The organism is Gardnerella sp. KA01001, from assembly GCF_049244025.1.
GTDB classification, from domain to species: domain Bacteria; phylum Actinomycetota; class Actinomycetes; order Actinomycetales; family Bifidobacteriaceae; genus Bifidobacterium; species Bifidobacterium swidsinskii.
The window spans coordinates 472,997-498,500 of sequence record NZ_CP058366.1 but is presented as its reverse complement, the minus strand read 5'-3'; the positions used below and the strand labels follow the sequence as shown (position 1 = coordinate 498,500).

Genomic DNA, 25,504 nt, shown 5'->3' with positions numbered 1-25,504 from the left:
TCACCAAACATATTCGCAAAAGTTCAAAATAAATTCAAAATAAATTCAATTTTTACTTTGCAAAATACAAATTTGCGCGTAAAATCATCACTAAAAATATAAATAGTTCAATTTAATACTTATATTTTGAACTTTGCTATAAACTTGTTCAATTTATAAATGCCGATTTTACAAGAAAGACAGATTATGGCACAGAATTTTGCTGATGAGCTTAAAAAAGCTATGAAGCGTAAGGGGTACAAGCAGATTGACGTAATCGAGCTTGCAGCAAAAAACGGTCATAAGCTTGGCAAAAGCCAGTTAAGCCAGTATTTAAGCGGCAAAACCGAGCCTCGCAAAGACGTACGTAACATGCTAGCTGAAATTCTTGGAATCAGCGGCGACGGAATCAAAGGCGGTCATTCTTGTGCAAAAATCGAGCAGAACTGCCAGTCTGCAGAAGAACCACAATTAAATCAGCCACAGCTTACGGAAGCTGAACTTTCCCAAACACTCAAACATAGAACCTTCAACAAATCAACCAAACTCGAGCACGTGCTTTATGACGTTCGCGGCCCAGTTGTTGAAGAAGCAAACCGCATGGAAGCGAACGGAACGCATATTCTAAAGCTCAACATTGGAAATCCTGCGCCTTTTGGATTCCGCGCTCCAGACGAAGTGATTTACGACATGCAACAGCAGCTTATTGACTGCGAAGGCTACTCGGATAGTCGTGGGCTTTTCTCCGCTCGCAAGGCGATTATGCAATACAATCAGCTTAAGGGCATTCCAGGCGTGCAAATGGAAGATATTTACACTGGAAACGGAGTTTCCGAGCTGATTAATCTTTCTATGCAAGCGCTGCTTGATTGCGGCGACGAGATTCTTATCCCAAGCCCGGACTATCCTCTGTGGACTGCGTGCGCGAGCCTGGCCGGCGGTACTCCTGTGCACTACATGTGTGACGAAAAGTCGCATTGGTACCCAGATATTGCCGATATTCGCTCTAAAATCACGTCTCGCACTAAAGCAATCGTGATTATTAACCCAAATAATCCTACGGGTGTGCTGTATAGTCGCGAAGTTTTGGAAGAGATTGTTAAGATTGCGCGCGAGTTTAATTTGATTATTTTTGCAGACGAGATTTACGACCGTCTTGTTATGGATGGCAAGAAGCATATTTCGATTGCTTCTCTTGCTCCAGACATATTCTGCGTAACTTTCAGCGGACTTTCTAAGTCGCATATGATTGCTGGCTTCCGTATTGGTTGGATGAGTCTTTCGGGAGATAAATCCAAGGCTCGCGACTACATTATGGGTCTTAATATGCTGTCTAATATGCGCTTGTGCTCGAACGTTCCTGCGCAGTCGATTATTCAGACTGCTTTGGGCGGATACCAGAGCGTTGAAAAGTATTTGGAGCCAGGCGGACGCGTGTATGAGCAGCGCGAGTATTGCTATAACGCGCTTCAAGAGATGGATGGCGTAAGCGTTGAGCGGCCAGACGCTGCTTTCTACATGTTTGTAAAGCTCGATCCAAGTCGATACAACATTCACGACGATGAACAGTTTGCTCTTGATTTGCTACGCGATCAGAAGTTGCTGATTGTGCACGGCAAAGGCTTTAATTGGCAGACTCCAGGCTACTTCCGCGTAGTCTACTTGCCGCGCTTGCAAACGCTTCGCGACGCAATGAGCAAACTCTCTAACTTCCTCTCCTACTATCGCCAGTAGAAAAAATAATTTTATATAAACAAAAAAATTATGCATATAGTGCCACGCTAAAAAAACTTAACGTGGCACTATATTTTTCATAGGAGGAAGGAATCAAAGTATTTACTACGCAGCCTATTCTCTTATAGATGCTGCTGGGCCAATTGACTCACGCAGCAGCACAGTAATAGGTAGACATACGTGACGGGATGATGCTCGTTCATACCCAGCATTCAAAGTCTCTACTATATATTCAGCAGCTAAACGTCCTTTAGTTGTAACAGGCTGTTTAACTGTTGTCAACGGTGGATTACTACATGCAGACTCATCTAGATCATCAAAACCTGTAACAGAAATATCACGTGGGATTTGCAAACCAAACTGTCTAGCAGCATCCATTACTCCAAACGCAATAACATCACTAAAGCAGATGAACGCAGTTGGGAATGCAGAATTATTTTGTTTAGTTATTTGTGCAAAAGCTTCTTTTCCTCCAGCACGAGTGCATGGCACTTCAATAACATTTTTCTTATCGACCAGTGGGGCTATTCCATTCTCTTCTAAAGCAGAAATCACACCATCAATACGGCGACGAATTGTTCCATGCCAAGAAAGATACCCATCATCATTGCCTGATTCTGGAGAAATCACCACAAAATTGCGATGGCCCAATGAAATAAGATGCTCAGTTAATTCCTTCATAGCGCGCGTCTCATCAATATTGATACTTGGAGCCTGACTATGCACCTCACTGTCAACAATAACAAATGGCTTTCCTTGCTGCATAAGAGCTTCAACTTCACCACGATCTTCTTCTAAACCAGTTACTATAAAACCGTCAACTGCAGCATAAGGAATTGCTTTTAACATAGAATTACGAAGTGGAGGCACTAAAAGAAGCGTCAGTCCCTCTCGCTCACAGATTTGCCCAATACCTTGAATAAATTCCGAATAGTATGGATTTTCTAGCACTCGCCCTAATTGCTGTGGTAGTAACAATCCCAAACTATTTGTCTTTTGAGTTCGCAGCATATAAGCAACAGGATTACGCACATATCCTAGTTCCTTTGCAACTGAAAATATGTGTTCTACAGTTTCTGATGATAAGCGATCAGGAGTATTATACGCAAAGGAGACAGCAGATTTAGAGACACGCGCTGCATCAGCAATATCCTGCATTGTAATTTTCTTTCCCATGTCTCACACTTCTTACTTCTACATTATTTTTACTGTTGAGCTTGCAATACAATCATAGAATTATCTTTATTGGGGCGCCAACTATTTCCAACAGTTACACCATTTATAATTCGCCAATTATGATTTTGCAATTGTTGAGGTAGCTTCGATGAATTATATTCTACCAAATTATTACGTGAAATAATCATCAAAAGAGATTCTTCCTTATGCTCTCGAGAAATAATGACAGTATCTTCGTCAACAGCGTAACAACTTTGCGTGCCTCTTCGCAACGCAATATGATCACGCCGCAATGCATTTAATTGAACAATTGTACGGAATATTTCAGCATTTGCATCAAGACTATCCCACTGCATACCAGAACGGCACCCTGGATCATTATCGCCAACCATACCAAGCTCATCACCGTAATAAATCATTGGAGCACCTTCGCAGGCAAACATGCAATAGTACGCGGTTATGCAATCCTCAGTATTATTTTGATGCGCAGTTAAAACACGCTCAGTATCGTGACTACCCAACAAATTCATCATTCCATGGTGATATCCATACGGTATGCGCTCCTGCAAACGGTTAATACCGTTAACAAAATCGTATGCATTGAATCGCTTTGTCGCGGTAAAACCTAAAACTAAATCACGCAGAGTATAATTCATTGTGCTATCAGTAGTGTCTCCTTGCAACCATTGAGCAGGGTCTCTCCACTCTTCAGCTATCAAACATAATTCCGAATTTTTTGCTTTAACAACTTGCCTAAAGTCCTGCCAAAATTCTGGATAAATAAAATATGGAACATCAAGACGATAACCATCGATACCTTGATCGATCCAATATCTTGCAACATTAAAATGATGCTCACGCACCTTTGGATTAAACACATTCCACTTCGGTAGATATTCACAACCAGAACAGGTTTTATAATTAGGCACAGGCAATGACTTAACTGGGAAGTTTTTCACTGAAAAATAATTCACATATTCTGAATTCTCTTCATTTTTAACAACATCTTGAAACATCCAATGAGTTTTACCACAATGATTTAAAACTGCATCTAGTACTATACGTATATTCCGCTTATGCGCTTCATCTACTAATGTATGGAAATCTTCAAGAGTTCCTAAAAGTGGATCGATTTTAAAATAATCGTTTGCATCATAACGATGATTTGTTGCAGCAGAAAAAATTGGATTCAAATAGAGCGCATTGCAACCTAAATCATGAATATAATCAAGTTTTTCTGTAATTCCAGCAATATTACCACCTAAGAAATTCTCACGCGTAGGCTCAGCATCCCATGGATCAAGCGGCACATGACCTTCAGTTAGCATACCGTAGCCTTCACAACGATGGAAACGATCAGGAAAAATCTGATAAAATCTTGCATCAGGCAACCACTGTGGTATAGACATAATAAACCCCATCCTTAATATTTCTACAATTTCTAATCTTTCATACCCGTATTTGCAATTCCTCTAACGAGCGCACGTTGGAAGAAAAGGAACACAATGATACTTGGTATTGTTGCAGTCAAAGTTCCTGCCATTAAATAATTCCAAGAGGTTCCATAACGCCCTACGAAGGATGCTAAACCAATCTGGATTGTACGAGTTTCATCCGTATTCGTAACTAATAACGGCCAAAGGAAATCATTCCACGCAAAGAGAAAACTGAAAATACCAAGCGTCGCAAACGCTGGATATGACAATGGAACAATCAGTTTGAAGAATATTCCAAACCTGCCACAACCGTCAATGCGCGCTGCCTCATCAAGCTCTCGAGGAATTGTTGCAAAATATTGGCGAAGTAAAATAATGCCAAACACATCTGCAAGTCTAGGAACAACCAAAGCATACAGCGTATCAACCCACCCCAAATTAGCGACTATCTCATAGGACGGAATAACAATCACAAAATTAGGAATCATCAATGCAGAAAGCAGCAGAATGAATATTGTTTTCTTCAAAGGAAATTCTAAGCGCGCAAAAGCGTAGGCAGCAAAGGCATCAAATATTAAATGTCCTACAACAATTCCTACTGTCATCAATAGCGTATTCCAGTAATATTGTGCAAACGGCGCAGCTTGCCAAGCGTGAATATAGTTTTCCCAATGCCATGATGTGGGAAAAATTGAAGTATTCGTGTATGTTTCAGCACGCATTTGCAAAGAAGTAGTGAACATCCACAAAAATGGAATGATTACTGTTGCTGAACCTAAAATCAGAATCGCATGACGCGCCAAACGCGACCATAATGATGATTTCATTATTCTTCTCCTTGTGCTCCAGAAACTTTCCATTGAACCATCGTCACGCCTAGCACTAGCGCAAGTGTAATAAACGCTATTGCTGTTCCATAGCCAAAATCACCAAGCTTGAACGCATCCCGATACATCATCATGCCAAGCACTTCCGTGCCTCCGCGAGGCCCACCACCCGTGAGCATGTATGCAAGGTCGAAGGATTGGAAGCTCGTCACCAATGCCTGAACTACTACAAAAAACGTCATTGGAGACAGCAATGGGAAAGTAATCTTCCATAATTTTTGCCACCCAGTAGCTCCATCTAATGCAGCCGCTTCATACACACTTTTTGGCAATGCTTGTAACGCAGTTAAATACAAAATAGCGTTAAAACCAATATTTTTCCACACGGTCAAAAGAATTAATGCAATAAGCGCAAGCCAGCGATTTTGTAACCAATCTGGTCCGTGTATATTGAATTTCATCAACACACTGTTCACGAATCCAGAAGGATCGAGCATATATTTCCACACAATGGCTGCAGCCACAGAAGATGTAACCACTGGAAGGAAGTAAATACTACGATAAATACTCCTACCTCGTATAGGTGCATCAAGCAAAAGCGCGAGCAACAATCCAGTCAGCACACTTAATACACATACACCAGCAGCATAAATAATTGTTACCATTAAGCTGTTGAAAAACTCAGGATCTTGGAAAAGACGAGCATAGTTTTCCAAGCCAATAAATTTCTTTTCTGGAGAGAATCCATCCCACGATGTTAGTGAAATATATACAGCAGACAACACAGGGTACAGCACGAAACCACCAATAATAAGCACTGCTGGCAACAAGAATACCGCAGCACAAATTACCTGATCTTTCTGGTAGTGCCTGTGCGCAGACTTGAGAAAATGACGTTTTTTCATTACATACTCCTTGATGCAAAGAACTCCGATAGCTGAGCCAACTTTATTTCATTCGACCCAGCTATCGGCACAGTATTTATGCAATCAGCCTTTGGCAATCACGTCGTTTACTGCCTTTTCAGCATTCGCAAGCGCTTCGTCAACACTCTGCTCTCCAGCGAAAGCCTTCTCCACAGCCTTTGCAAATTCGAAGGAAATCTTTGGATACAATGGCGTATTTGGACGTGTATGAGCAATCTCCATTTGTTCCACAAACGGAATTAAACGAGGCTGTTCCTTCTTAACCCAATCCAAATACTTATCAGACTTTGCAACACTCTTCGTTACAGGAAGCATGCCAGTCTTTTGCGACCACTTGATCACCTGTTCTGGCTGCAAGAACCAATTCAAGAACTCGCCAGCAGCCTTGGCACGAGCGTCAGAATTGTGGAAGACGATTGCTTGTTCACCACCGAGATTGGTTGCCTCCTTACCATCCTTTGGATGAGGGGCTTTTGCTACACCGAAATCAAATGGTGGATCTGGCGCCCAGATGCCAACCATCCAGCTACCTTCCTGAGCAGAACCACCCTTGCCCTTTTCAAATTCGCCCCACTTAGCATATGGGCTCACGCCGCTCTTGATAAGATCCATCCAGAAGTTCATAGCCTTCTTGCCTTCTGGCGTATTGAATGCAGCCTTAGAATTATCCTTCGTCAAGAATTCGCCACCAGCTTGCCACAAGTTGACCTGGAAGTTCCAAGTTAAACCTTCGCCGTTATCTCCTGCTTGAGTAAGCAAATCATACCCTGGCTTGCCCGTCTTTTCCTTGATTGTCTTGGCAACTTTCTTCAACTCATCCCATGTTTGCGGTGGCTTGTTAGGATCTAACCCAGCTTCTTTATAAACATCCTTGTTGTACATGTACGCAAGATTATTGGCAGTCACTGGCACAGAAACTTGTTTGCCGTCAATATGACCATAGTCAATCAATGCAGGAGTAACATCATCGAGCGTTTTCGAGCTGATAACCTTAGAAAGATCAGTCAAATTGCCCATTTTTGCAATCTGTGGCACCCATACCAAATCACTTATAGAAATATCTGGCAAACTCTTCGACGAAGCCGATGCACGAAGCTTCGTCATAAAATCAGAATTCGGGACGCTCGCAGTCTTAATCTTAATATTTTTATGCGAAGCATTAAAATCCTTCACCATTGCATCAAAGGTATCAGCATTAGCACCATCCCAATAATGCCAAATGGTAAGCGATGTTGCACCATTAGCGTCGGACGATTTTGTACTACCGCACGCACTTACGCTAATAATCATTGCAGCAGCACCAATCAGTGCACATATTTTTGTAAGTTTCTTCATTGTAACCTTCTTTTTATATTCATATGTTAACTTGCACTCATTTTGCATTTAGAAAATGGATGACGAACTATTCTCTAAAGCATCAGAAAACAAACTAATAATTTTTGTATTCTTTGTTGTATGACTACATAACAAGCAAACAGTTTTTTAATTGCCACAAACACTGGCTCATATAAATCTACATGTCATGTTCACACAGACACCAAATCAAAAATGCACGCTTGTTTCTACCTCCTCCCCTCCAACTCCGAAGACATTATCTTTAGACACCCATTGTTTGTCATCAAGCAATGCCTTAAATTGGAACTTTTTACCTTTAGGTATTCTTTCCATTTCAAATTCCCATATGTCGTTACCCAAATAATGACATGCACGACCATAATTCCAAGAAAGTGGATAAGTATCTCCTCTTACAGTTAGCGAATGACCTAAAGGAACATTCGCATGAACCATAATCTTCGTAAGATTCCGACGAACTGGGTGATACTCAGAAGTAGACGTCTCTGCGGCAAAAATAGCGACATCATGCGAAGATAATAGCACCTTAATCTGTTTACCGGTTACTCCTCCTGGCACAACAGTTGCCTTACGATTCGTATTCATCATATCTGTCAAAACAGTTCCTACAGAGATATGACTTTCTGCTCTAAGAGGTATAGTAACCATCTTTTCACCCCAAGTATTATGAGCAACTGTAATAACCTCATCGCTATTATCCTTGGCCATACGAGAGAAAGCATACACATCTTTGGCAGACCACATCTCAAGTTGACGACCTGTCCTCAATGAAGTGTGCTTACGACGAATCTCTGTTAATCGTTTAATATGCTGGTATAACGGAGATTTAGTGTTAAACGATTTCATATCTTTACGATTATCCTTATTTGCAATAGGGACTTCTGAACCATTGCCATTACCGTCATCAGCCTGTTCAGTGCCATAATAAATAATTGGCAAACCACGGGTAGTCATCATAAACGACAAGGCAGAACGTAAACGTTGATAATCATCATTTGCCCAAGTCAAAAACCTTGCTCTGTCATGATTATCAATAAATGTCTCTAATTGGTTTGGATTCCTATATTTCGTATCCTGCGAAAATAGCTTCCCTAAGTCACGCATATCCGTGTCTGCTGAAAAAGTTCTACGCACAGTGAAGAAATAAGGAAAATCTAATGCACCCCATTCGTAGTTTTGGTAATCAGCAACATAATCAACATCACCAACAAATATTTCTCCAAATGATGGAACCCCAACTTCTTTCTCAAATTTCTTTAACCAAGGTTTCGGGATAGAACGAGCAGCATCTACTCTCATTCCATCAAAGCCCATATCAATCCAATCTTTATATGTCTTAATAAGATATTTAGAGACTTGCGGATTAGACTGATCAAGATCATCTAAACCACCAAGATCACATTGCTCTATATCAGACTGCGATTCAGTATTATCGAATTTACAATCACCAAAATGATGATAAAATGCTGGATTATTCAAAAACCCTTCTGGATGATATGCCCCATTATATTTACGAGCATAAGCATCAAGATAGTCTGACGTGTGATTTGGCACAACATCGAGAATCATCTTTAATCCACGATTATGAGCTTCATTAATAAGCCTTTGCAAATCAGCTCTACTACCAAAATGTTTATTTGGTGTTGCAAAATCTTTAGTGAAATAACCATGATAGCTTGCTTCTTTACCGTCTTTTGACAACGGTTCTTGTTCAGACACAGGAGAAATCCAAATTGCAGTAACACCCAACCCTGCTATATAGTCCAAATGATTAGTTAGACCTTTCCAGTCGCCACCATGATAAAAACCTAAATCATTAGGGTTATATTCACCATGACCAAAATCATTGTTGGATGAATCACCATCCGCAAATCTATCAACTAAGACTTGATAAATAACATCACCTTCTTCCAATGGTCGCACACTATGAGCAGTGTTCGCAAAAGCAGAAGTAGATGAATTAAAAAGTAACATTACACTAATAAAAAATGAAACTATAAAAAATAAAATCCTACGCATAAATGCGCTAAACTTCATCGCTCGAGAGTTCATTTCAGTCTCCTTTGAACCGTAATGCTAAACTCTTGTAAATCAATTTACTACATTGTTAAACAAACGTCAATCCCTTAAAATAATTACATGTTATCTACTTACTACGCTTGCAAACACTTCGTGACGCAATGGGCAAACTCTCTAACTTCCTCTCCTACTATCGCCAGTAGCCGCAGCCCCTGCCTATAAACAGCAATAAAACACTAATTTCACTCGCAGTCCAGAAAAAGGTGTATATCAATAGGCATATATCATTCAGAATATGAAAGACATTCATAACATGAAAGAAAAAAAGAGAAAGAAATGAACGCTGCGGCACGGATTCACACAACTCTTATTATTGCCGTTTTATCACTTAATGCTTTTCTTTTAACAAGCTGTAGATTTGGCGTAAGCCTATATCTTTTAATACATGTTGACTTATCTCACGCAGCGCTTAACGCGGTATCGGTAGCGCTTATGACCTGCATAGCAGCACCGCTTGGCGGTATTATCGCAGATAAATATCCACCAACTAGATTGTTTATAGCACTAACGTTTTGTTTTGCCTTGTTGTGTACTGGATACGGTTTCGCTTTAGTAGCACAGCATAATCTTATTGCTATTACGGTTACACTACTCGGCATAATATTCGGGTTCTTTACCGCATTTTCTTCACCTAATCAAAAAGTATTGATGGCGTATAGCGTACCGACTGGCGAAAAAACCAAATTTTTAGCAAGCATGCGCATGTGGATTAATCTCAGCAGGCTTGCTGCACCTGCGATTACTGGCATATTTGTTGATATATGCAATCCGCTCATTTTCTTTACGAGCATTGCTATTGTGATGATATTAGCGGCGCTACCTCTACTGTTAGTTAATCTAAGCCAGCAAGCACAAAATAGCGCAAACAATACGAAGACAGGAAGCAATAAAACTGCTGGTTTTGCAGCTTCTCTACACTATATGAAATCTACACCATGGTTAATAGTCTTAGGAGTAGTATCAGCATTACAATCAGGCTCATGGCTTGCTGCATTCAGACTAATGGGAGCACACCATTGTCTTACACTTTTTCATTCGGCATCCACGTGGGGTTCAATAGTCAGCATATTTAACATTGGCATGATTGTAGGTTCAGTATTATGCAAATACATTGTGCTACATTATGAGATTTTATACTCTATTTTATTACCTGGATTCCTTTCTATTCCTTTACTTATTTTCGCACTTAATAATTGGATTGCTCTTTTTCTTTGCTCTGCTTTCATTGCAGGTATTATTTTTGACGCAACTATCGTCTATGGGCAAACAGCTCTTCTCGACGGCATACCAACACGCATTCTCGGCGCGACTACTACTTTTACTTCCATTATGGAGCAATGCGGAATTATCGTGGGATATGCAAGCGTACTAGCATGGGGAAATCTAAATTCATCATTATTCATAATGATTGCAGCTGGTGTAATACTTGTTTCAACAGGTATAGCCTTATGGATTATTCAAGCTCGTAAACAAACATACCCATCAATGCTTACCAAAGATTATTGGACACCATCAACATGGGTAAAAAGAAGCATATAACAAGCTATTTAGCGCGAAAGCACAATAAAGCTATACAAATGCAATTACATCACAGGGCAATTAGTTTGCACATCCTGTTGGAATCCTGATGGATCTCCAAGTTTTGCTTTACGCATGTGCTCTTTGAAAAAGTTTCGCGTTGCATCATCACAACGATCTGGACCCATAAACGGCATGCTAGGCACTTTTTCAAGCTCATGCAAAGCTTTACTTGCCGCTTGTTCATCACTAGCATACGTGTCTAGCCATTGCCGCTCCCAAGCACACTGATAATAATTAGATGCTTGCGTATCGCCATATCCACTCTGGAACTGAGCGTCTTTTTCTTCTCCAACCAAGTTTGCAGGAGCTTTATATTTTTCAGGCCAACTAAGCTTTGCCACAGATTCCTGATATTCCTTCTCTATATGAGCAAAATCAACAATCTCTCTAGGCGAACTATTTTGCGAGCGCGCGCCACCCATACCACTCGCATTATTGTTGCCTACTCCTCCACACGCATTAAACATAAGAAGCGCACTAAGCACACCAATAATAAGAGTTGTTTTACTAATAGTATGATTATTCATTATTCCTTCTTTCTTATTTTTTGAAAATTATCGCAATGCTAATGCTGGTTGTAGGCGCGATGCTTTTATTGCCGGCACCACACTTCCAGCAAGTGCTGTGATAAAAGCCGCAATAACAGCTCCAATAGCGGCTTCATATGGGTAAACTGGCGGACTAACTGGGCTTGATGCATCCCAAAAACTTGATGCAATAGACATAAGACCAAAAGAAACAGCGACGGCAACAATAGAAACTATCAACGCTAAAATAATCGCACTGCCTAACACAAGTGAAGCAATCGACCATCTAGTAGCACCCAAAGCTCTGCGTATAAGCAGTTCATGCGTGCGCTGCTCCAACGATGCTAAACCAATATTGATTAAACCTAACGCGGAAACAAAAAGCAATAATGCTGCTACGATAGCAAAACTTAATTGCAATACTGTTATCACATTCTCGTAATTATCACTATTATCATGTCTTCTAATTTCGTTTACTTGCCCACCACAACAGTCATAAAGAGCATCTGAAACATAAGATTTAATTGATTTTTGAGAACGATTTTCTTTATTCAACCAGTAGATTGAGCCTTGAGCTTCTTTTCCAGAATATTCCCAAAGAGTTGGAGCGTAACGTAATAATCCTAGAATATTCACGTATACTTTTGCTGAGTCTACGCCATCGTTCACAACTCCAACAATCCTTATAGGACTCATTTGTGTTGTTTTGCGAGAAGTAATAAATGCTACTTCACCAATCTTGTATCTTTTGCTAGCAGATTGGTTTACTACCATTTCTAATGCGTTGCTTTTAGCGCTATTACTAAACCATCTTCCACTTACAATAGGTAAGTTATAAACTTTGTTGTATCCTGCCGTAGTGTAAACAGCGTCGACATATTGAAGATCGCTGGTTTTATATTCTTTGCTTATTTTTACGCTCTTCAAAGCTGGCATAGAAGCGCTAAACAGTAGCCCAGTGTTTGGTTGTAGCATAACGTTAGCGTTACGGTTTGCGGATTCAATGCGATTTAAAAATTTGTTAAATACTGAATATTCGTCAAAATTTTGTGCTGAAAAAGTAATCTCGTATGTTGGCCTACGACCGTTTAGCTGTTCGTTAGTTGCAATAAGATAGTCCTTACCAACCGTGCCGATAAGCACTGACGCAATAACGGTAACGATGCCAATAAATATTGAAAAACCTGTGAGGAAGGATCTCATAGGAGACAGGCGCAAATCTTTAAGCAGCATAATCATAAAGAACACCGCTTTCCATAGTAAAAATGTGAGAGCAAGAACGAGCCACTTTCATATCATGAGTGACTAATAGTAATGTTGTTCCAGATTCTTGAACACGATCATGCAACACTTGAAGCACTTTTTCTCCCGTACTACTATCGAGCGCACCAGTTGGCTCATCGCAAATAAGTAATTCGGGATTAGTAACGAGAGCACGCGCTATCGCAACTCTCTGTTGTTCACCGCCTGATAGCCTTCCAGGGTATTCATTTAGTTTATCTTGCAATCCAACAGCACATAATGCTTCTTCTATCGTTTTTCTTCTTGTCTGCTTGCTTTGTTGTAGTCCTGCGTATAAAAGCGGCAACTCAACATTTTCTCTAATGCTTAAATGCTTAATAAGCGAATAGTTTTGAAAAACAAAACCAATATTTCGAGCGCGCATATGCGATACTGTAGCATCACTACACTTTTGGATTGATTTGCCAGAATAATAGTATTTTCCAGTAAAATTTTTATTCAAAAATCCAATAATAGAAATAAGACTTGTTTTGCCGGAGCCAGACCTGCCAACTACCGCGTATGTTTCACCTTGATTAAGTAACATAGAAGCAGAGTTGACAGTGGTAAGCCATTCGCCATTGCCTAGTTTTACACGCGCTGACACGTCTTGTAGTTCAACCAGTGGAACAGGATTGTTCTCCATAATCATTGCACTCCTGGAATGAGATCAGGAGAAACACCTGCTACAACATCACCCTCATGCAAACCAGACGTAATTTCAATATTAGCGCCGTCACTGATTCCAAGACCAACTTCTTTACGCTCCCAATTATCGCCTTTCTTGTATGAGACTAATCCTTTTTGGACTCTTCCAGCAACTGCACTAACAGGCAGAGTTAGAACCGATTGTTTATGCTTGCCATTAAAAACAAGCGTCGCATTTTGGCCTGATTCTACTTCTGTGCTTTTATCTATTAAACACGTTAAAACTTTTGACGATACACTAGGCGTACTTTGCGCACTCGACTCATCTGTTTGAGTTGAATCAGCATTATCATTCTTGCTACTACCCGAAGCTGCAACATCTGTAGAAGTTCCACCGCTTTGTACTATTTGCAAACAATTGGTTGGCCCAACACCATCTTCAACTTGGAAGCGACCTTTAATATCTGCAATATCCGCAGAACGAAGTAAAGCTTTTGCGTTAAGGCTTATTGAAAAACCTTCATATTTAAGAGTAAATAGCGGGAAAGATTTAGGCACGTCCGCAGATGATTCAGCCACTGACACAACTTTAGCGTCTACTGGAGCAATAACTTTGTTATCAGCATTGTAGCCTAAAATACTTCCAGCTTTTACAGCACTTCCTGCTTTTACCGATGGAGAAAAATTCCCTCTACTTACAGCAGTGATAACAAAGGTAGACGATTGTTCTATTGTTGCTTTACCCGACACAACTTGTGTTAAAGGCTGTTTTTTGACTGAAATAAGTGGAACTGAATCATGCGATGCCTGCTGTTGACTATCATCAACTGCTCTACCAGCGCATGCAGTAAGCAAACACGCTGGCAGAGCAGCTAACAAGAATACTTTCGTAAACTTACGCATAACACAAAGTTCCTGATTTAGTATGTTAAATCTCCACCCCAAGTGTTATCAAGAAAAATTCCAGAAGCTAGCATTCTACCTTGGAATGCAAATTTAGTTCCTACCAAAATATTATCCCATGCTTTAGTGCCTGTTCGATTCCACTGTAATGAATCAGTGAATTGTGGACCACCAGGTTTTTTCATATTACGCAAACCTAAACGAAGAACCCCAGAGGGCATATCTGTAACATGTAAACTAATTGGTCCAGTAAACTGATGAGTCCTTACATAATTGTATTTTACAAGAGTGCCAGATGTGTTAAGTTGGCCTGACACATAAGCTGTATCAGCATGAGCAATATTAGCCGCCCCAAAAACAAGCAATACACCCGACATAGACGCAATCACTACTTTTTTGAAAGATTTCATAATAACCTCCTTGTTAACTATTTATTTTATGAATCATTACCAAAAAACTTTCTTTATTAATAACAACTCACTTTCAATTAAGTTTACCTTAAGGAGAAACTGCACTCCAAGACCTTGTATATGAAAACCAAGACAAATATTTTAAAGGTAAAGCTATGTAGCGATAAGATGGTCACAAGATATAATTGAAAGTATTACTTTTCAGTAAAAAATATGTGTTAGAACAAAAAGTGTACACGTTAACAACCTTTATTTATTTTAAAAAGAGGATAGTTACTATGTCAAAAACAGCTTTATCTCTCTGTTTCATTCTATTATTCTTGTTCACAAATGGTGAAACAACAACCACACAAATGGCAAATATCAATACAATAAACCAAATTAACCAAATTAGAGACAGAAATGTGTATTGTCCTATATTCATGCATGCTCTTGGTATGTGTTAAATTCGCCATCAGCAACTCTTGCTCTAGTTGGAATAATAGCAGTGCATTTCCAATATCTGCTAAAACTATGAATACTTATAGAACCGCCAAACTGTTTGATAATATCATGATGGAGCTGAAGTCCTTTTTTAGAAGCTGGACGAGTAGCAGGTTCCTGCTTATTAAATGAAGAACACATGTTGAACTGTCTAATGACAATTTGTTCCCTTTCTACAGAAAAGCTCATTCTATACCACAACGTGGCATGTTTGCGTGTATTAAGATACAATTCATCAATTAAATCAAGAACTTCACGAATAACCTCGCAACTCATATCTGAGTCAATATCATCGTCGAATATTCTACACACAGATTCCCCATGCAATCCACATGTTTTATTGAGCGCGTCATTTTTCTTAATGACATAGTTAATGCGCTGTATAAATTCAGTACGAACATCTTGCAATATTCCATTGTTATGAAGTAAGTCAATAATACGATGGCCTTCTTCAAAGGCCTGATTCGCTAAAGTCTTCATTTCTTCAAAAGAAGCTCGTTGTTCCTCAGAAAGAGATGTGTCAAGTAGCGCTATCTCAATGTTCAGGATAAGATCAGCAATTTTATTAGTCATATGATCATGCATGCACACTGCCAATTGTAGATTGTGAACAATCTGATGTTCTTGTTCACGCAAAATAATTTTCTTATGTTGGATACGCAGAATCACACCTAAGGAAGCACAAAAAGCACTCATTAAAACATAAATAAAAAATAATTTAAAAGATGACGTAGTTGGGGAGTAGTAATAACAAAAACACTGTAATATATATGAAACTAAAAGTAATTGAATTGTAAGCCGAAGATAATATACATAAGCAATATAAGTAAAAGTAAAAACAAATCCAAACGTTACTACAGGAACGTAAATCATCGGAATAATAGAGATGCATAGATGCAACAAAACATAGCAAATACTCATTAAACGTGGCGATACCCAAATTAATAAATTTATAATCACGAGTGTAATATGTAGTAACTTAGATATTGTCGAAATGTTATTAGCGTTGGCACAGCAATATGCATCCATTACACTGGTTATACAACTCAAAAACAGTAATGTTTTATTGCCAACAAACTTTTCGCGTAAACTTCGCAATAATGAAAGCGCCATTGATCCTCACACCCTTAGTACTCATCATGTAACCAAGCAGCAATTAGTTGTGCACGGTTGAGAGTACCCATCTTCTTACATACACGACGAAGAATTGTCTCAACGGTGCCAATTTCGACAAATAATTTCTTCGCTATTTGTGCATTTGTCATGCCTTGCACGCATAGTTTAACAATTTCTTGTTCATGATTTGTTAATGCAAGAATACCAACTTTCGGCTTATTTTGTAATCTTTGGAATGCTACCATAGCATCATCAAAATGAATATTATTTATTTTCTGCGGACAGAATATTCCGTTACTAATATCATCGAGCATGTCACAAATTATTTTTGGGTGATTCTTGCCAACAATGCACTGAGCACCTGCTACGGATGCTGTTAATGCATAATCTTTAATAGGAAACGAAGTGATAGCAATGATGATTGGACGCTCATATCTTCGCCGTAATTCATACAATATCCTGGTTCCAGAAACTCCAGCCATATACATGTCTATCAACAATACGTCAGGACATTTTTCCGCACAAAGCGATAATGCTTTCTCGTAAGAAGTAGAAAACCAGCAAATATGACAAGATGGAACGATTTTCTCAATATAAGTTTTAATACCACGTAAACAAAAAGAATCATCGTCAATAATTCCGACAGCAATCTGCTTTGCCATATCACTCCTTTGAAAACTACAATATTTAAAATTGTAAGCAAACACCGTGTCTATAAAAACATAAAAATATAATCCACTATAATAGTAATATTCTCAAAATTTATATACGCATCTGCTTGACAATAAACAAGATTAACCATACAAAGATTCCGAAGACACCTTTAATAACAAATACTTATTTATTCCCTAAATCTTCACCGCTTAAGACTATCCTCGTTAAGCAAAAAATCAAATAGGTCCATGGTGACTACCCCACGATTATCTCTTGTAGCATGCAATCCATTTTTCGTAACTACTATCTTTTTGAAGGAATTATCAATATAGTAAAGCGAGCGTTTCTCTCGCAATGATTTTTCTTCCGTTGGCATAGCGGGCGCAGATTGTATATAATATTTTTCACTTCCCAAAGTAGCAATAAAATCTATTTCCAAAGATTTTTGCGCATAAATATCATGGTTATTTTTATCTTTTCGACCAGTATTTTCGGCAATATTCATTTCGCCAATATCCACGTTATATCCGCGATATCTTAATTCGTTGTATATAACATTTTCCATAATATGCGACTCTTCAATTTGCCTAAAATTAAGTAAAGCGTTGCGTACACCAATGTCTTCAAAGTAAATTTTGAACAAGGAATCAATGTATTTTTTGCCCTTAATATTGTACTTTTGAGCTTTGCTTACAAGAAAAGCATCGCTGTAGTAGTCTATGAAACGACTAACAGTTGCTGAAGTAATTTCCCCATATCCGTGGCTAATAAACGTGTTAGAAAGTTTCCTTGGATTAACAGGAGCGCCTATTGATGAAGCTATTACTTGCAAAGTTTCAGAAAGAGCCTGTTCTTTTCGCACGCCGTTTCGCTGAACTACATCTTTCAAATAAGTTTCTTTAACAAGATTTTCAAGGTAGTTTATTTGTTCCTCAACATTTTGCATTCTAGCTACAAGCGGTATTCCGCCAGTAACAATGTAATCTGCCCAAGATTCTGAAACCGTTTTGTTAGAACTTTCCACATATTCGGCAAAAGTAAGGGGTTGGACGTGAACTTCTGTGCTCCTCCCCTTAAATTCAGTAACAATGTCTGATGAAAGAAAACGGGAGTTAGATCCAGTAACATATATGTCTAAATTTGCGTGCCTTAAGTAACTGTTAAGTGTACCAACAAAATTATCAAGCAATTGCACTTCGTCGAGGAAAATGTAAAACTTGTCACTATCATTTATTTGCGACGCAATGTAGCGACGGAACACTTTAGCATTTATAACGTAGCCAAGTTTTTTATCTGCGATTTTTACTGGCTCGCCATTTGCGAATGGCTCAAGACGATCAATATCTTCGTCTGCATCAAAGGCAAACCGAATAATATTCTTCTGCAAAACACCTTGAGAAATAAGAGAATTATAGAACAGCTCGTTAAGAATGAACGACTTTCCCGCGCGGCGCACACCAGTAATGATTTTAACCAGACCATTCCAACTAAGCTGGTTAAGTTTCCTTATGTAACTTTGACGATTGAAAATCATTCGCATTCCTTTTCCTTCCACTTCTATCTTCAATTTAGCAAAGTACTTTGGTTTTTGCAAGATAGAATTAGCGAAAATAGGACATATTTAGCAATTCTATCTGATATTTTCCAAAGTACTTTGCGCTTTGCAAGATAGATTGGTTTATGCGAAGTTACTTTTCCTGCGCAAGCTCGATTGGCGGATGCTCCGCACGGAAAGCATTTACGTGCGCTTCAGACGCATACCCTAACGCAAAACCAGTAATCAGCGCATACTCCGGCGGAATGTCGAATACTTCGTCAAGCGGCGAACGCCATGTAGCAAGAACGCCAAGCGGGCATGAATCTACGCCTTGCTCTTTGGCAGCCAACAGTAACGTTTGCAGCATAATTCCAGCATCCAGCGCAGCAAATGGTAGAAAATCACGGCGTACAAGCACAAATCCCATAACTGGCGCACCAAACGCCTGGAAGTTGCGCAAAGTGTGAGCATTTCGAGCAGGAAAATCTTTACGATCAATATTTAAATGTTTATACAACGCCAACCCTAAACGCGCACTGCGCTCTTTAAGCGATTGCGGATACGGAGCCATTACAGGAAAATCTCCATCCGGCTGGCTCATTTTCTGGGCTATCATGCGCTCGTATTCGCTAAGGGTAGCGTCTTTAGTACGAAACATTGCTTTGCATTTTTGCGTATAAGCATCAATAAGCTGCTGCTTGCGTTCTCCTTGAGCAATAGCGAGCATGTAGCCACGAGTGTTAGACCAGCTCGGCGATTGTGCAGCTGTTTGCAAAATAGTTTCAAGTATTTTAGAATCGACTGGCTTATTTAGAAAATCACGTGCAGAAAATCGCGACTTTGCGAGTACTTCAAAAGTTTGTGTAGTCATGCTTTTAGTATATCGCACCAAATACGCACGCAGTACTTTCCTCGCGTTTGCGCGACGACCTGCTTGAGCGCAGCATTGCGCGCGCGAAAGCAATTCGGAGCGTGAGCTTGCTCAGCAGTGAGCGCTTATAGCGCGAGCGTTGTCCAGAGTTTGGAGGATTACAAAAACAGTAGTATACGAAAATAAAAAAGCGGGGAGTGAAAACTCCCCGCTAGAAAAATAATGCGGCAGCGTGCTAGTCTCCCACACCCTATCGAGTGCAGTACCCTCGCCGTGTCAGGCCTTAGCTTCCGGGTTCGGAATGGGACCGGGCGTCTCACCTGAGCCATGACCACCGCAAAACTAGATTATACACTCACGAGCTGTGAGTGGCAACACGTGGCGGTTTGGGAACCGGACATGAACGCGAATAAAAACTCTCTTACCAACTGATCGTTAAGCAAAACATTCAGTACTCATTAACGCTAGAAGAATAATACTCACAGAAACTCACCCTCCCCACTCACAAAAGTGAGGAAGAATGTCACCATCGCCCGTTAGTACTAGTCAGCTCCACCCCTTACAGGGCTTCCACATCTAGCCTATCAACCACGTGTTCTACATGGGGGCTCACACACTAAAGTGCAAGGAATGCTTATCTTGGAGCAGGCTTCCCGCTTAGATGCTTTCAGCGGTTATCCCTTCCGAACGTAGCTAACCGGCAGCGCCACTGGCGTGACGACCGGCATACCAGAGGTTCGTCCACCCAGGTCCTCTCGTACTATGGGCAGGTCTCCTCAACATTCCAACGAGCGCAGAGGATAGAGACCAAACTGTCTCACGACGTTCTGAACCCAGCTCGCGTGCCGCTTTAATCGGCGAACAGCCGAACCCTTGGGACCTGCTCCAGCCCCAGGATGCGACGAGCCGACATCGAGGTGCCAAACCATCCCGTCGATATGGACTCTTGGGAATGATCAGCCTGTTATCCCCGGGGTACCTTTTATCCGTTGAGCGATGCCACGTCCGTACGCCGGCACCGGATCACTATCTCCGACTTTCGTCCCTGCTCGACCCGTCAGTCTCACAGTCAAGCCCGCTTGTGCGATTACACTCAACACCCGATTGCCAACCGGGCTGAGCGGACCATTGAGCGCCTCCGTTACTCTTTAGGAGGCAACCGCCCCAGTTAAACTACCCGCCAGGCACTGTCCCTGACACGGATAACGTGTCGAGGTTAGACGCCAGATATGGAAAGAGCGGTATTTCACCTGTCGACTCCACGCAAGCTAGCGCCCACGCTTCACAGCCTCCCGCCTATGCTACACGATCCACACCTAACGACAATACCAAGGTATAGTAAAGGTCCCGGGGTCTTTTCGTCCTTCTGCGCTTAACGAGCATCTTTACTCGTACTGCAATTTCGCCGGGCTCCTGGCCGAGACAGTGGGGAAGTCGTTACGCCATTCGTGCAGGTCGGAACTTACCCGACAAGGAATTTCGCTACCTTAGGATGGTTATAGTTACCACCGCCGTTTACCGGGGCTTAAATTCACCGCTTCACCGAAGCTAACGGATCCTCTTAACCTTCCGGCACCGGGCAGGCGTCAGAGCGTATACAGCGGCTTACGCCTTCGCACGCTCCTGTGTTTTTGGTAAACAGTCGCTACCCCCTAGCTTGTGCCACCCCCAACAGCTCCGCTTGTAAAAAACATCACCATCAGGGGTCTCCCTTATGCCGAAGGCACGGGAGTAATTTGCCGAGTTCCTTGGCCAGGATTCGCCCGATCGCTTCGGTATACTCTACCAGACCACCAGTGTCGGTTTAGGGTACGAGCGGAATCACACCTCACGTTGAAGCTTTTCTTGGCAAGCAGGATCACCGGAATCAGCCTTACAGCCTACCCATCACGCCTCAGCTTTAACATCCCCCGGATTTACCTAGGAGACAGCCCACACGCTTAGCCACGGAAAACCACCTCCGCAGCCGGCTACCTACCCGCGTCACTCCCACGCTAACCTACTACCGATACAGTCCCAACACAAACCAGCCAACAACCCCGAAAGGCAATCAACCAGCAAATGAAGGTTAGTACTCTCAGATTCAGTTCGAACGGTGTAACACCGGTACGGGAATATCAACCCGTTCATCCATTCGACTACGCCTGTCGGCCTCGCCTTAGGACTCGACTCACCCGGGGACGACGAACGTGGCCCCGGAACCCTTAGTCATTCAGCGGACGGGATTCACACCCGTCTCTCGCTACTCATGTCTGCATTCTCACTCCTGTAAAGTCCACGACAAGTTCACACTGCCGCTTCACCCCATACAGGACGCTCTCCTACCCCGCATGAAACAAATCATGCAGCCGCGTCTTCGGTGGCGTGCTTAAGCCCCGCTACATTGTCGGCGCGGAACCACTAGACCAGTGAGCTGTTACGCACTCTTTCAAGGATGGCTGCTTCTGAGCCAACCTCCTGGCTGTCTATGCGACTCCACATCCTTTCCCACTTAGCACGCGCTTCGGGACCTTAGACGACGATCAGGGCTGTTTCCCTTTTGACGACGGAGCTTATCCCCCGCCGACTCACTGCCGTGATAAACCTAACAGGTATTCGGAGTTTGGCTGCTATTGGTACCCGGTATGGGCCCGCAAGCATCCAGTAGCTCTACCCCCTGTAAGCAATAACACGACGCTGCACCTAAATGCATTTCGGAGAGAACCAGCTATCACGGAATTTGATTGGCCTTTCACCCCTAACCCCAAGTCATCCCCCCAGTTTTCAACCTAGGTGGGTTCGGTCCTCCACACGGTCTTACCCGCGCTTCAACCTGCTCAGGGCTAGATCATCCCGCTTCGGGTCCAGGACATGCGACTCAAACGCCTTTTAAAACTCGCTTTCGCTACGGCTCCCCCACCCGGGTTAGCCTCGCCACATACCACTGACTCGCAGACTCATTTTTCGATAGGCACGCCGTCACCCCACAAAGAAGGCTCCGACGGATTGTAAGCGCACGGTTTCAGGAACTATTTCACTCCCCTCCCGGGGTGCTTTTCACCTTTCCCTCACGGTACTAGTACACTATCGGTCAGACAGGAATACTTAGGCTTACCCAACGGTCTGGGCAGATTCACGCGGGATTCCACGAGTCCCGCGCTACTTGGGAATAAACATAAAGAGACATCGCACGACAAGCTACGGGGCCATCACCCTCTACGGCTGGGAATTCAATCCCATTCACCTAGCACGACATTTTATCACTCTCCTCAACCCCGTCAGAGGCTGAACAGTCCATCCCACGACCCCGAATGCGCAACACCTGACGGCTATCACACGCACCCGGTTTAGCCTGATCCGCTTTCGCTCGCCACTACTCACGGAGTATCCTTTCCTGCAGGTACTGAGATGTTTCACTTCCCTGCGTACCCCCCACAAAAACTGTGGTGACCACTCATAACAGTGGCCGGGTCTCCCCATTCGGAAATCCTCGGATCAAAGCCCACTCGGCAGCTCCCCGAGGCATATCGCAGCCCGTCACGTCCTTCATCGGTCCTGTCTACCAAGGCATCCACCATACGCCCTTACCAGTGACAAACACTAAAGTAAGAACCCATCAGCAAAATTCTCTAGACAAAAAATCATCACACTAAACGATCACAAAACGATCAAGCGACTCCAACAAAAGGAGCCGGTTGAAATTGATAAAAGCAAAAAATCGAAACAAAAAAGTTTCGCATTTTACTCGCGTCCACTATCCAGTTCTCAAACCACCACAACACCACAAAACCCAAGCCAAACACTCAAAAGCATCAACCTGAAATCCTGTGAGTCAAGGACCGCAACCCCAAACAAAGGGGGGTGGCAATCCGGGAACCCAAAAGCATGCCCAACAAACTCATCAAAAACGTTAACTATTGTTTTCCACACCAGTAACCACACTCAACCGAGCGTGCACAAAAACTCCGTAGAAAGGAGGTGATCCAGCCGCACCTTCCGGTACGGCTACCTTGTTACGACTTAGTCCCAATCACGAGCCTCACCTTAGACGGCTCCATCCCAAAAGGGTTAGGCCACCGGCTTCGGGTGCTGCCCACTTTCATGACTTGACGGGCGGTGTGTACAAGGCCCGGGAACGCATTCACCGCGACGTTGCTGATTCGCGATTACTAGCGACTCCGCCTTCACGTAGTCGAGTTGCAGACTACGATCCGAACTGAGACCGGTTTTAAGGGATCCGCTCCATGTCACCATGTCGCATCCCGTTGTACCGGCCATTGTAGCATGCGTGAAGCCCTGGACGTAAGGGGCATGATGATCTGACGTCATCCCCACCTTCCTCCGAGTTAACCCCGGCGGTCCCCCGTGAGTTCCCGGCATAACCCGCTGGCAACACAGGGCGAGGGTTGCGCTCGTTGCGGGACTTAACCCAACATCTCACGACACGAGCTGACGACGACCATGCACCACCTGTGAACCTGCCCCGAAGGGAAACCACATCTCTGCAGTCGACAGGCACATGTCAAGCCCAGGTAAGGTTCTTCGCGTTGCATCGAATTAATCCGCATGCTCCGCCGCTTGTGCGGGCCCCCGTCAATTTCTTTGAGTTTTAGCCTTGCGGCCGTACTCCCCAGGCGGGACGCTTAACGCGTTAGCTCCGACACGGAACCCGTGGAATGGGCCCCACATCCAGCGTCCACCGTTTACGGCGTGGACTACCAGGGTATCTAATCCTGTTCGCTCCCCACGCTTTCGCTTCTCAGCGTCAGTAACAGCCCAGAGACCTGCCTTCGCCATTGGTGTTCTTCCCGATATCTACACATTCCACCGTTACACCGGGAATTCCAGTCTCCCCTACTGCACTCTAGCCCGCCCGTACCCGGCGCAGACCCACCGTTAAGCGATGGGCTTTCACACCAGACGCGACGAACCGCCTACAAGCTCTTTACGCCCAATAATTCCGGATAACGCTTGCGCCCTACGTATTACCGCGGCTGCTGGCACGTAGTTAGCCGGCGCTTATTCGAAAGGTACACTCACCCGAAAGCTTGCTCCCAATCAAAAGCGGTTTACAACCCGAAGGCCTTCATCCCGCACGCGGCGTCGCTGCGTCAGGGTTTCCCCCATTGCGCAATATTCCCCACTGCTGCCTCCCGTAGGAGTCTGGGCCGTATCTCAGTCCCAATGTGGCCGTCCGCCCTCTCAGGCCGGCTACCCGTCGAAGCCTAGGTGGGCCATTACCCCGCCTACAAGCTGATAGGACGCGACCCCATCCCATGCCACTAAACACTTTCCCAACAAGACATGCGTCAAGTTGGAGCATCCAGCATTACCACCCGTTTCCAAGAGCTATTCTGGAGCATGGGGCAGGTTGGTCACGCATTACTCACCCGTTCGCCACTCTCACCAACCAGCAAGCTGGTCAGATCCCGTTCGACTTGCATGTGTTAAGCACGCCGCCAGCGTTCATCCTGAGCCAGAATCGAACCCTCCACGAAAAAACTTCAATGAAGAGCCAACAAAAGGCTCCAATATTAAAAAGAAAAAGACGAGACATTCTTTAAGGAAAGAACATCCCAACAAAAACCTCACCACCATTTAACCATCTCTCAGGCACCCTGCAATCTGCAAGGCAGGCAATGAACTGGCAATAATTAACTAATAAGTAGTACAGACACGCTCTTGAGTTCTCAAACCACCACCACACCAGCCGGCTCATCAACCTCAACCGAGGAGAACCAGCCGCGCTGAGCAGCAAGAGATAAACTTACACCAACCCACGCTAAAACGCAAACCCACCAAAAACAAACACCCCAAAAACATTGAAAACAAGCCAAAACACCGGCGTGTTGAAAATCGCGAAAAAGCACCAAAAAACCAACACAAGACCAGGAACAATAATCAAAACCAACAAAAAATAATCAAAAATACCTCCAAAAACCTCAAAGCCGGGAGTGTCGCACGCACTCGCTTTAAGCAGAACAACAACAAATACGCAATTAAT

At 42.8% G+C, this 25,504-nt stretch carries 17 protein-coding genes, 3 rRNA genes and 1 pseudogene; 2 read left to right on the top strand and 19 right to left on the bottom strand.

Translation table 11 applies throughout. The features are described from left to right. The first annotated feature begins 186 nt into the window (after positions 1 to 186). Entirely contained in the window at positions 187 to 1,713 is a 1,527-nt protein-coding gene (locus HXT59_RS02225) for an aminotransferase class I/II-fold pyridoxal phosphate-dependent enzyme (RefSeq protein ID WP_421784000.1), read from the top strand. Between the two features lie 114 nt (positions 1,714 to 1,827). On the opposite strand, the gene HXT59_RS02220 is transcribed toward HXT59_RS02225, so the two are convergent. The 6 genes and pseudogenes from HXT59_RS02220 to HXT59_RS02195 form a co-directional block, all read right to left on the bottom strand. Beyond that, positions 1,828 to 2,889, bottom strand: coding sequence for a LacI family DNA-binding transcriptional regulator (locus HXT59_RS02220; protein ID WP_004108190.1), 1,062 nt, complete (start codon positions 2,887 to 2,889; stop codon positions 1,828 to 1,830). A 29-nt stretch (positions 2,890 to 2,918) separates the two neighbouring features. Next, positions 2,919 to 4,298 (bottom strand): glycoside hydrolase family 13 protein, encoded by a 1,380-nt coding sequence (locus HXT59_RS02215; protein WP_004108193.1) that lies wholly within the window; start codon positions 4,296 to 4,298, stop codon positions 2,919 to 2,921. Positions 4,299 to 4,330: 32 nt separating this feature from the next. Continuing rightward, positions 4,331 to 5,152: a carbohydrate ABC transporter permease gene (locus HXT59_RS02210; RefSeq protein ID WP_004108195.1), complete on the bottom strand. Its 822-nt coding sequence runs from the start codon at positions 5,150 to 5,152 to the stop codon at positions 4,331 to 4,333. Then, complete coding sequence (locus HXT59_RS02205) at positions 5,152 to 6,057, bottom strand: carbohydrate ABC transporter permease (protein ID WP_012914542.1); 906 nt, start codon at positions 6,055 to 6,057, stop codon at positions 5,152 to 5,154. Before HXT59_RS02205 ends, HXT59_RS02210 begins: the two co-directional genes overlap by 1 nt. Positions 6,058 to 6,141: 84 nt before the next feature. Continuing rightward, positions 6,142 to 7,413 carry an ABC transporter substrate-binding protein gene (locus HXT59_RS02200; protein WP_012914543.1) on the bottom strand — a complete coding sequence of 424 codons (1,272 nt, stop codon included), beginning with the start codon at positions 7,411 to 7,413 and terminating at the stop codon, positions 6,142 to 6,144. A 936-nt stretch (positions 7,414 to 8,349) separates the two neighbouring features. After that, a pseudogene (locus HXT59_RS02195) lies at positions 8,350 to 9,405 on the bottom strand (alpha-amylase family glycosyl hydrolase); the annotation flags it as partial. Positions 9,406 to 9,786: 381 nt separating this feature from the next. Here HXT59_RS02195 and HXT59_RS02190 point away from each other — a divergent pair. After that, on the top strand, positions 9,787 to 11,049 hold the full coding sequence (locus tag HXT59_RS02190) for an MFS transporter (protein WP_012914545.1): 1,263 nt from the start codon (positions 9,787 to 9,789) through the stop codon (positions 11,047 to 11,049). Positions 11,050 to 11,093: 44 nt separating this feature from the next. Here HXT59_RS02190 and HXT59_RS02185 read toward each other — a convergent pair whose 3' ends face one another. From HXT59_RS02185 to HXT59_RS02125, 13 genes are all read right to left on the bottom strand, one after another. Further along, entirely contained in the window at positions 11,094 to 11,618 is a 525-nt protein-coding gene (locus HXT59_RS02185; protein ID WP_012914546.1) for a hypothetical protein, read from the bottom strand. A gap of 27 nt (positions 11,619 to 11,645) precedes the next feature. Beyond that, on the bottom strand, positions 11,646 to 12,857 hold the full coding sequence (locus HXT59_RS02180) for an ABC transporter permease (RefSeq protein WP_076003112.1): 1,212 nt from the start codon (positions 12,855 to 12,857) through the stop codon (positions 11,646 to 11,648). Continuing rightward, positions 12,841 to 13,551 (bottom strand): ABC transporter ATP-binding protein, encoded by a 711-nt coding sequence (locus HXT59_RS02175; RefSeq protein WP_004108211.1) that lies wholly within the window; start codon positions 13,549 to 13,551, stop codon positions 12,841 to 12,843. The genes HXT59_RS02180 and HXT59_RS02175 overlap by 17 nt, the downstream gene beginning before the upstream one ends. Further along, positions 13,548 to 14,450: an efflux RND transporter periplasmic adaptor subunit gene (locus HXT59_RS02170; protein ID WP_012914547.1), complete on the bottom strand. Its 903-nt coding sequence runs from the start codon at positions 14,448 to 14,450 to the stop codon at positions 13,548 to 13,550. Before HXT59_RS02170 ends, HXT59_RS02175 begins: the two co-directional genes overlap by 4 nt. A 17-nt stretch (positions 14,451 to 14,467) precedes the next feature. Then, the gene (locus HXT59_RS02165) at positions 14,468 to 14,860 is read right to left on the bottom strand and encodes a hypothetical protein (protein WP_012914548.1); all 393 of its coding nucleotides are present in this window, start codon (positions 14,858 to 14,860) and stop codon (positions 14,468 to 14,470) included. 420 nt (positions 14,861 to 15,280) lie between these two features. Beyond that, complete coding sequence (locus tag HXT59_RS02160; RefSeq protein WP_196768818.1) at positions 15,281 to 15,928, bottom strand: hypothetical protein; 648 nt, start codon at positions 15,926 to 15,928, stop codon at positions 15,281 to 15,283. A gap of 542 nt (positions 15,929 to 16,470) precedes the next feature. Further along, the gene (locus HXT59_RS02155; protein WP_012914550.1) at positions 16,471 to 17,121 is read right to left on the bottom strand and encodes a response regulator transcription factor; all 651 of its coding nucleotides are present in this window, start codon (positions 17,119 to 17,121) and stop codon (positions 16,471 to 16,473) included. A 194-nt stretch (positions 17,122 to 17,315) separates the two neighbouring features. After that, a complete protein-coding gene (locus tag HXT59_RS02150; RefSeq protein ID WP_012914551.1) occupies positions 17,316 to 18,653 on the bottom strand; it encodes an ATP-binding protein in 1,338 nt (445 codons plus the stop codon). Between the two features lie 148 nt (positions 18,654 to 18,801). Further along, positions 18,802 to 19,521 carry a nitroreductase family protein gene (locus tag HXT59_RS02145; protein WP_041160617.1) on the bottom strand — a complete coding sequence of 240 codons (720 nt, stop codon included), beginning with the start codon at positions 19,519 to 19,521 and terminating at the stop codon, positions 18,802 to 18,804. A gap of 222 nt (positions 19,522 to 19,743) precedes the next feature. After that, positions 19,744 to 19,860, bottom strand: a 5S ribosomal RNA gene (gene rrf, locus HXT59_RS02140). 178 nt (positions 19,861 to 20,038) lie between these two features. Next, positions 20,039 to 23,098, bottom strand: a 23S ribosomal RNA gene (locus HXT59_RS02135). 373 nt (positions 23,099 to 23,471) lie between these two features. Continuing rightward, a 16S ribosomal RNA gene (locus HXT59_RS02130) occupies positions 23,472 to 24,998 on the bottom strand. Together the 16S, 23S and 5S rRNA genes form the textbook arrangement of a ribosomal RNA operon. A 192-nt stretch (positions 24,999 to 25,190) precedes the next feature. Then, on the bottom strand, positions 25,191 to 25,337 hold the full coding sequence (locus HXT59_RS02125) for a hypothetical protein (RefSeq protein ID WP_415687988.1): 147 nt from the start codon (positions 25,335 to 25,337) through the stop codon (positions 25,191 to 25,193). Between the last annotated feature and the right edge of the window lie 167 nt (positions 25,338 to 25,504).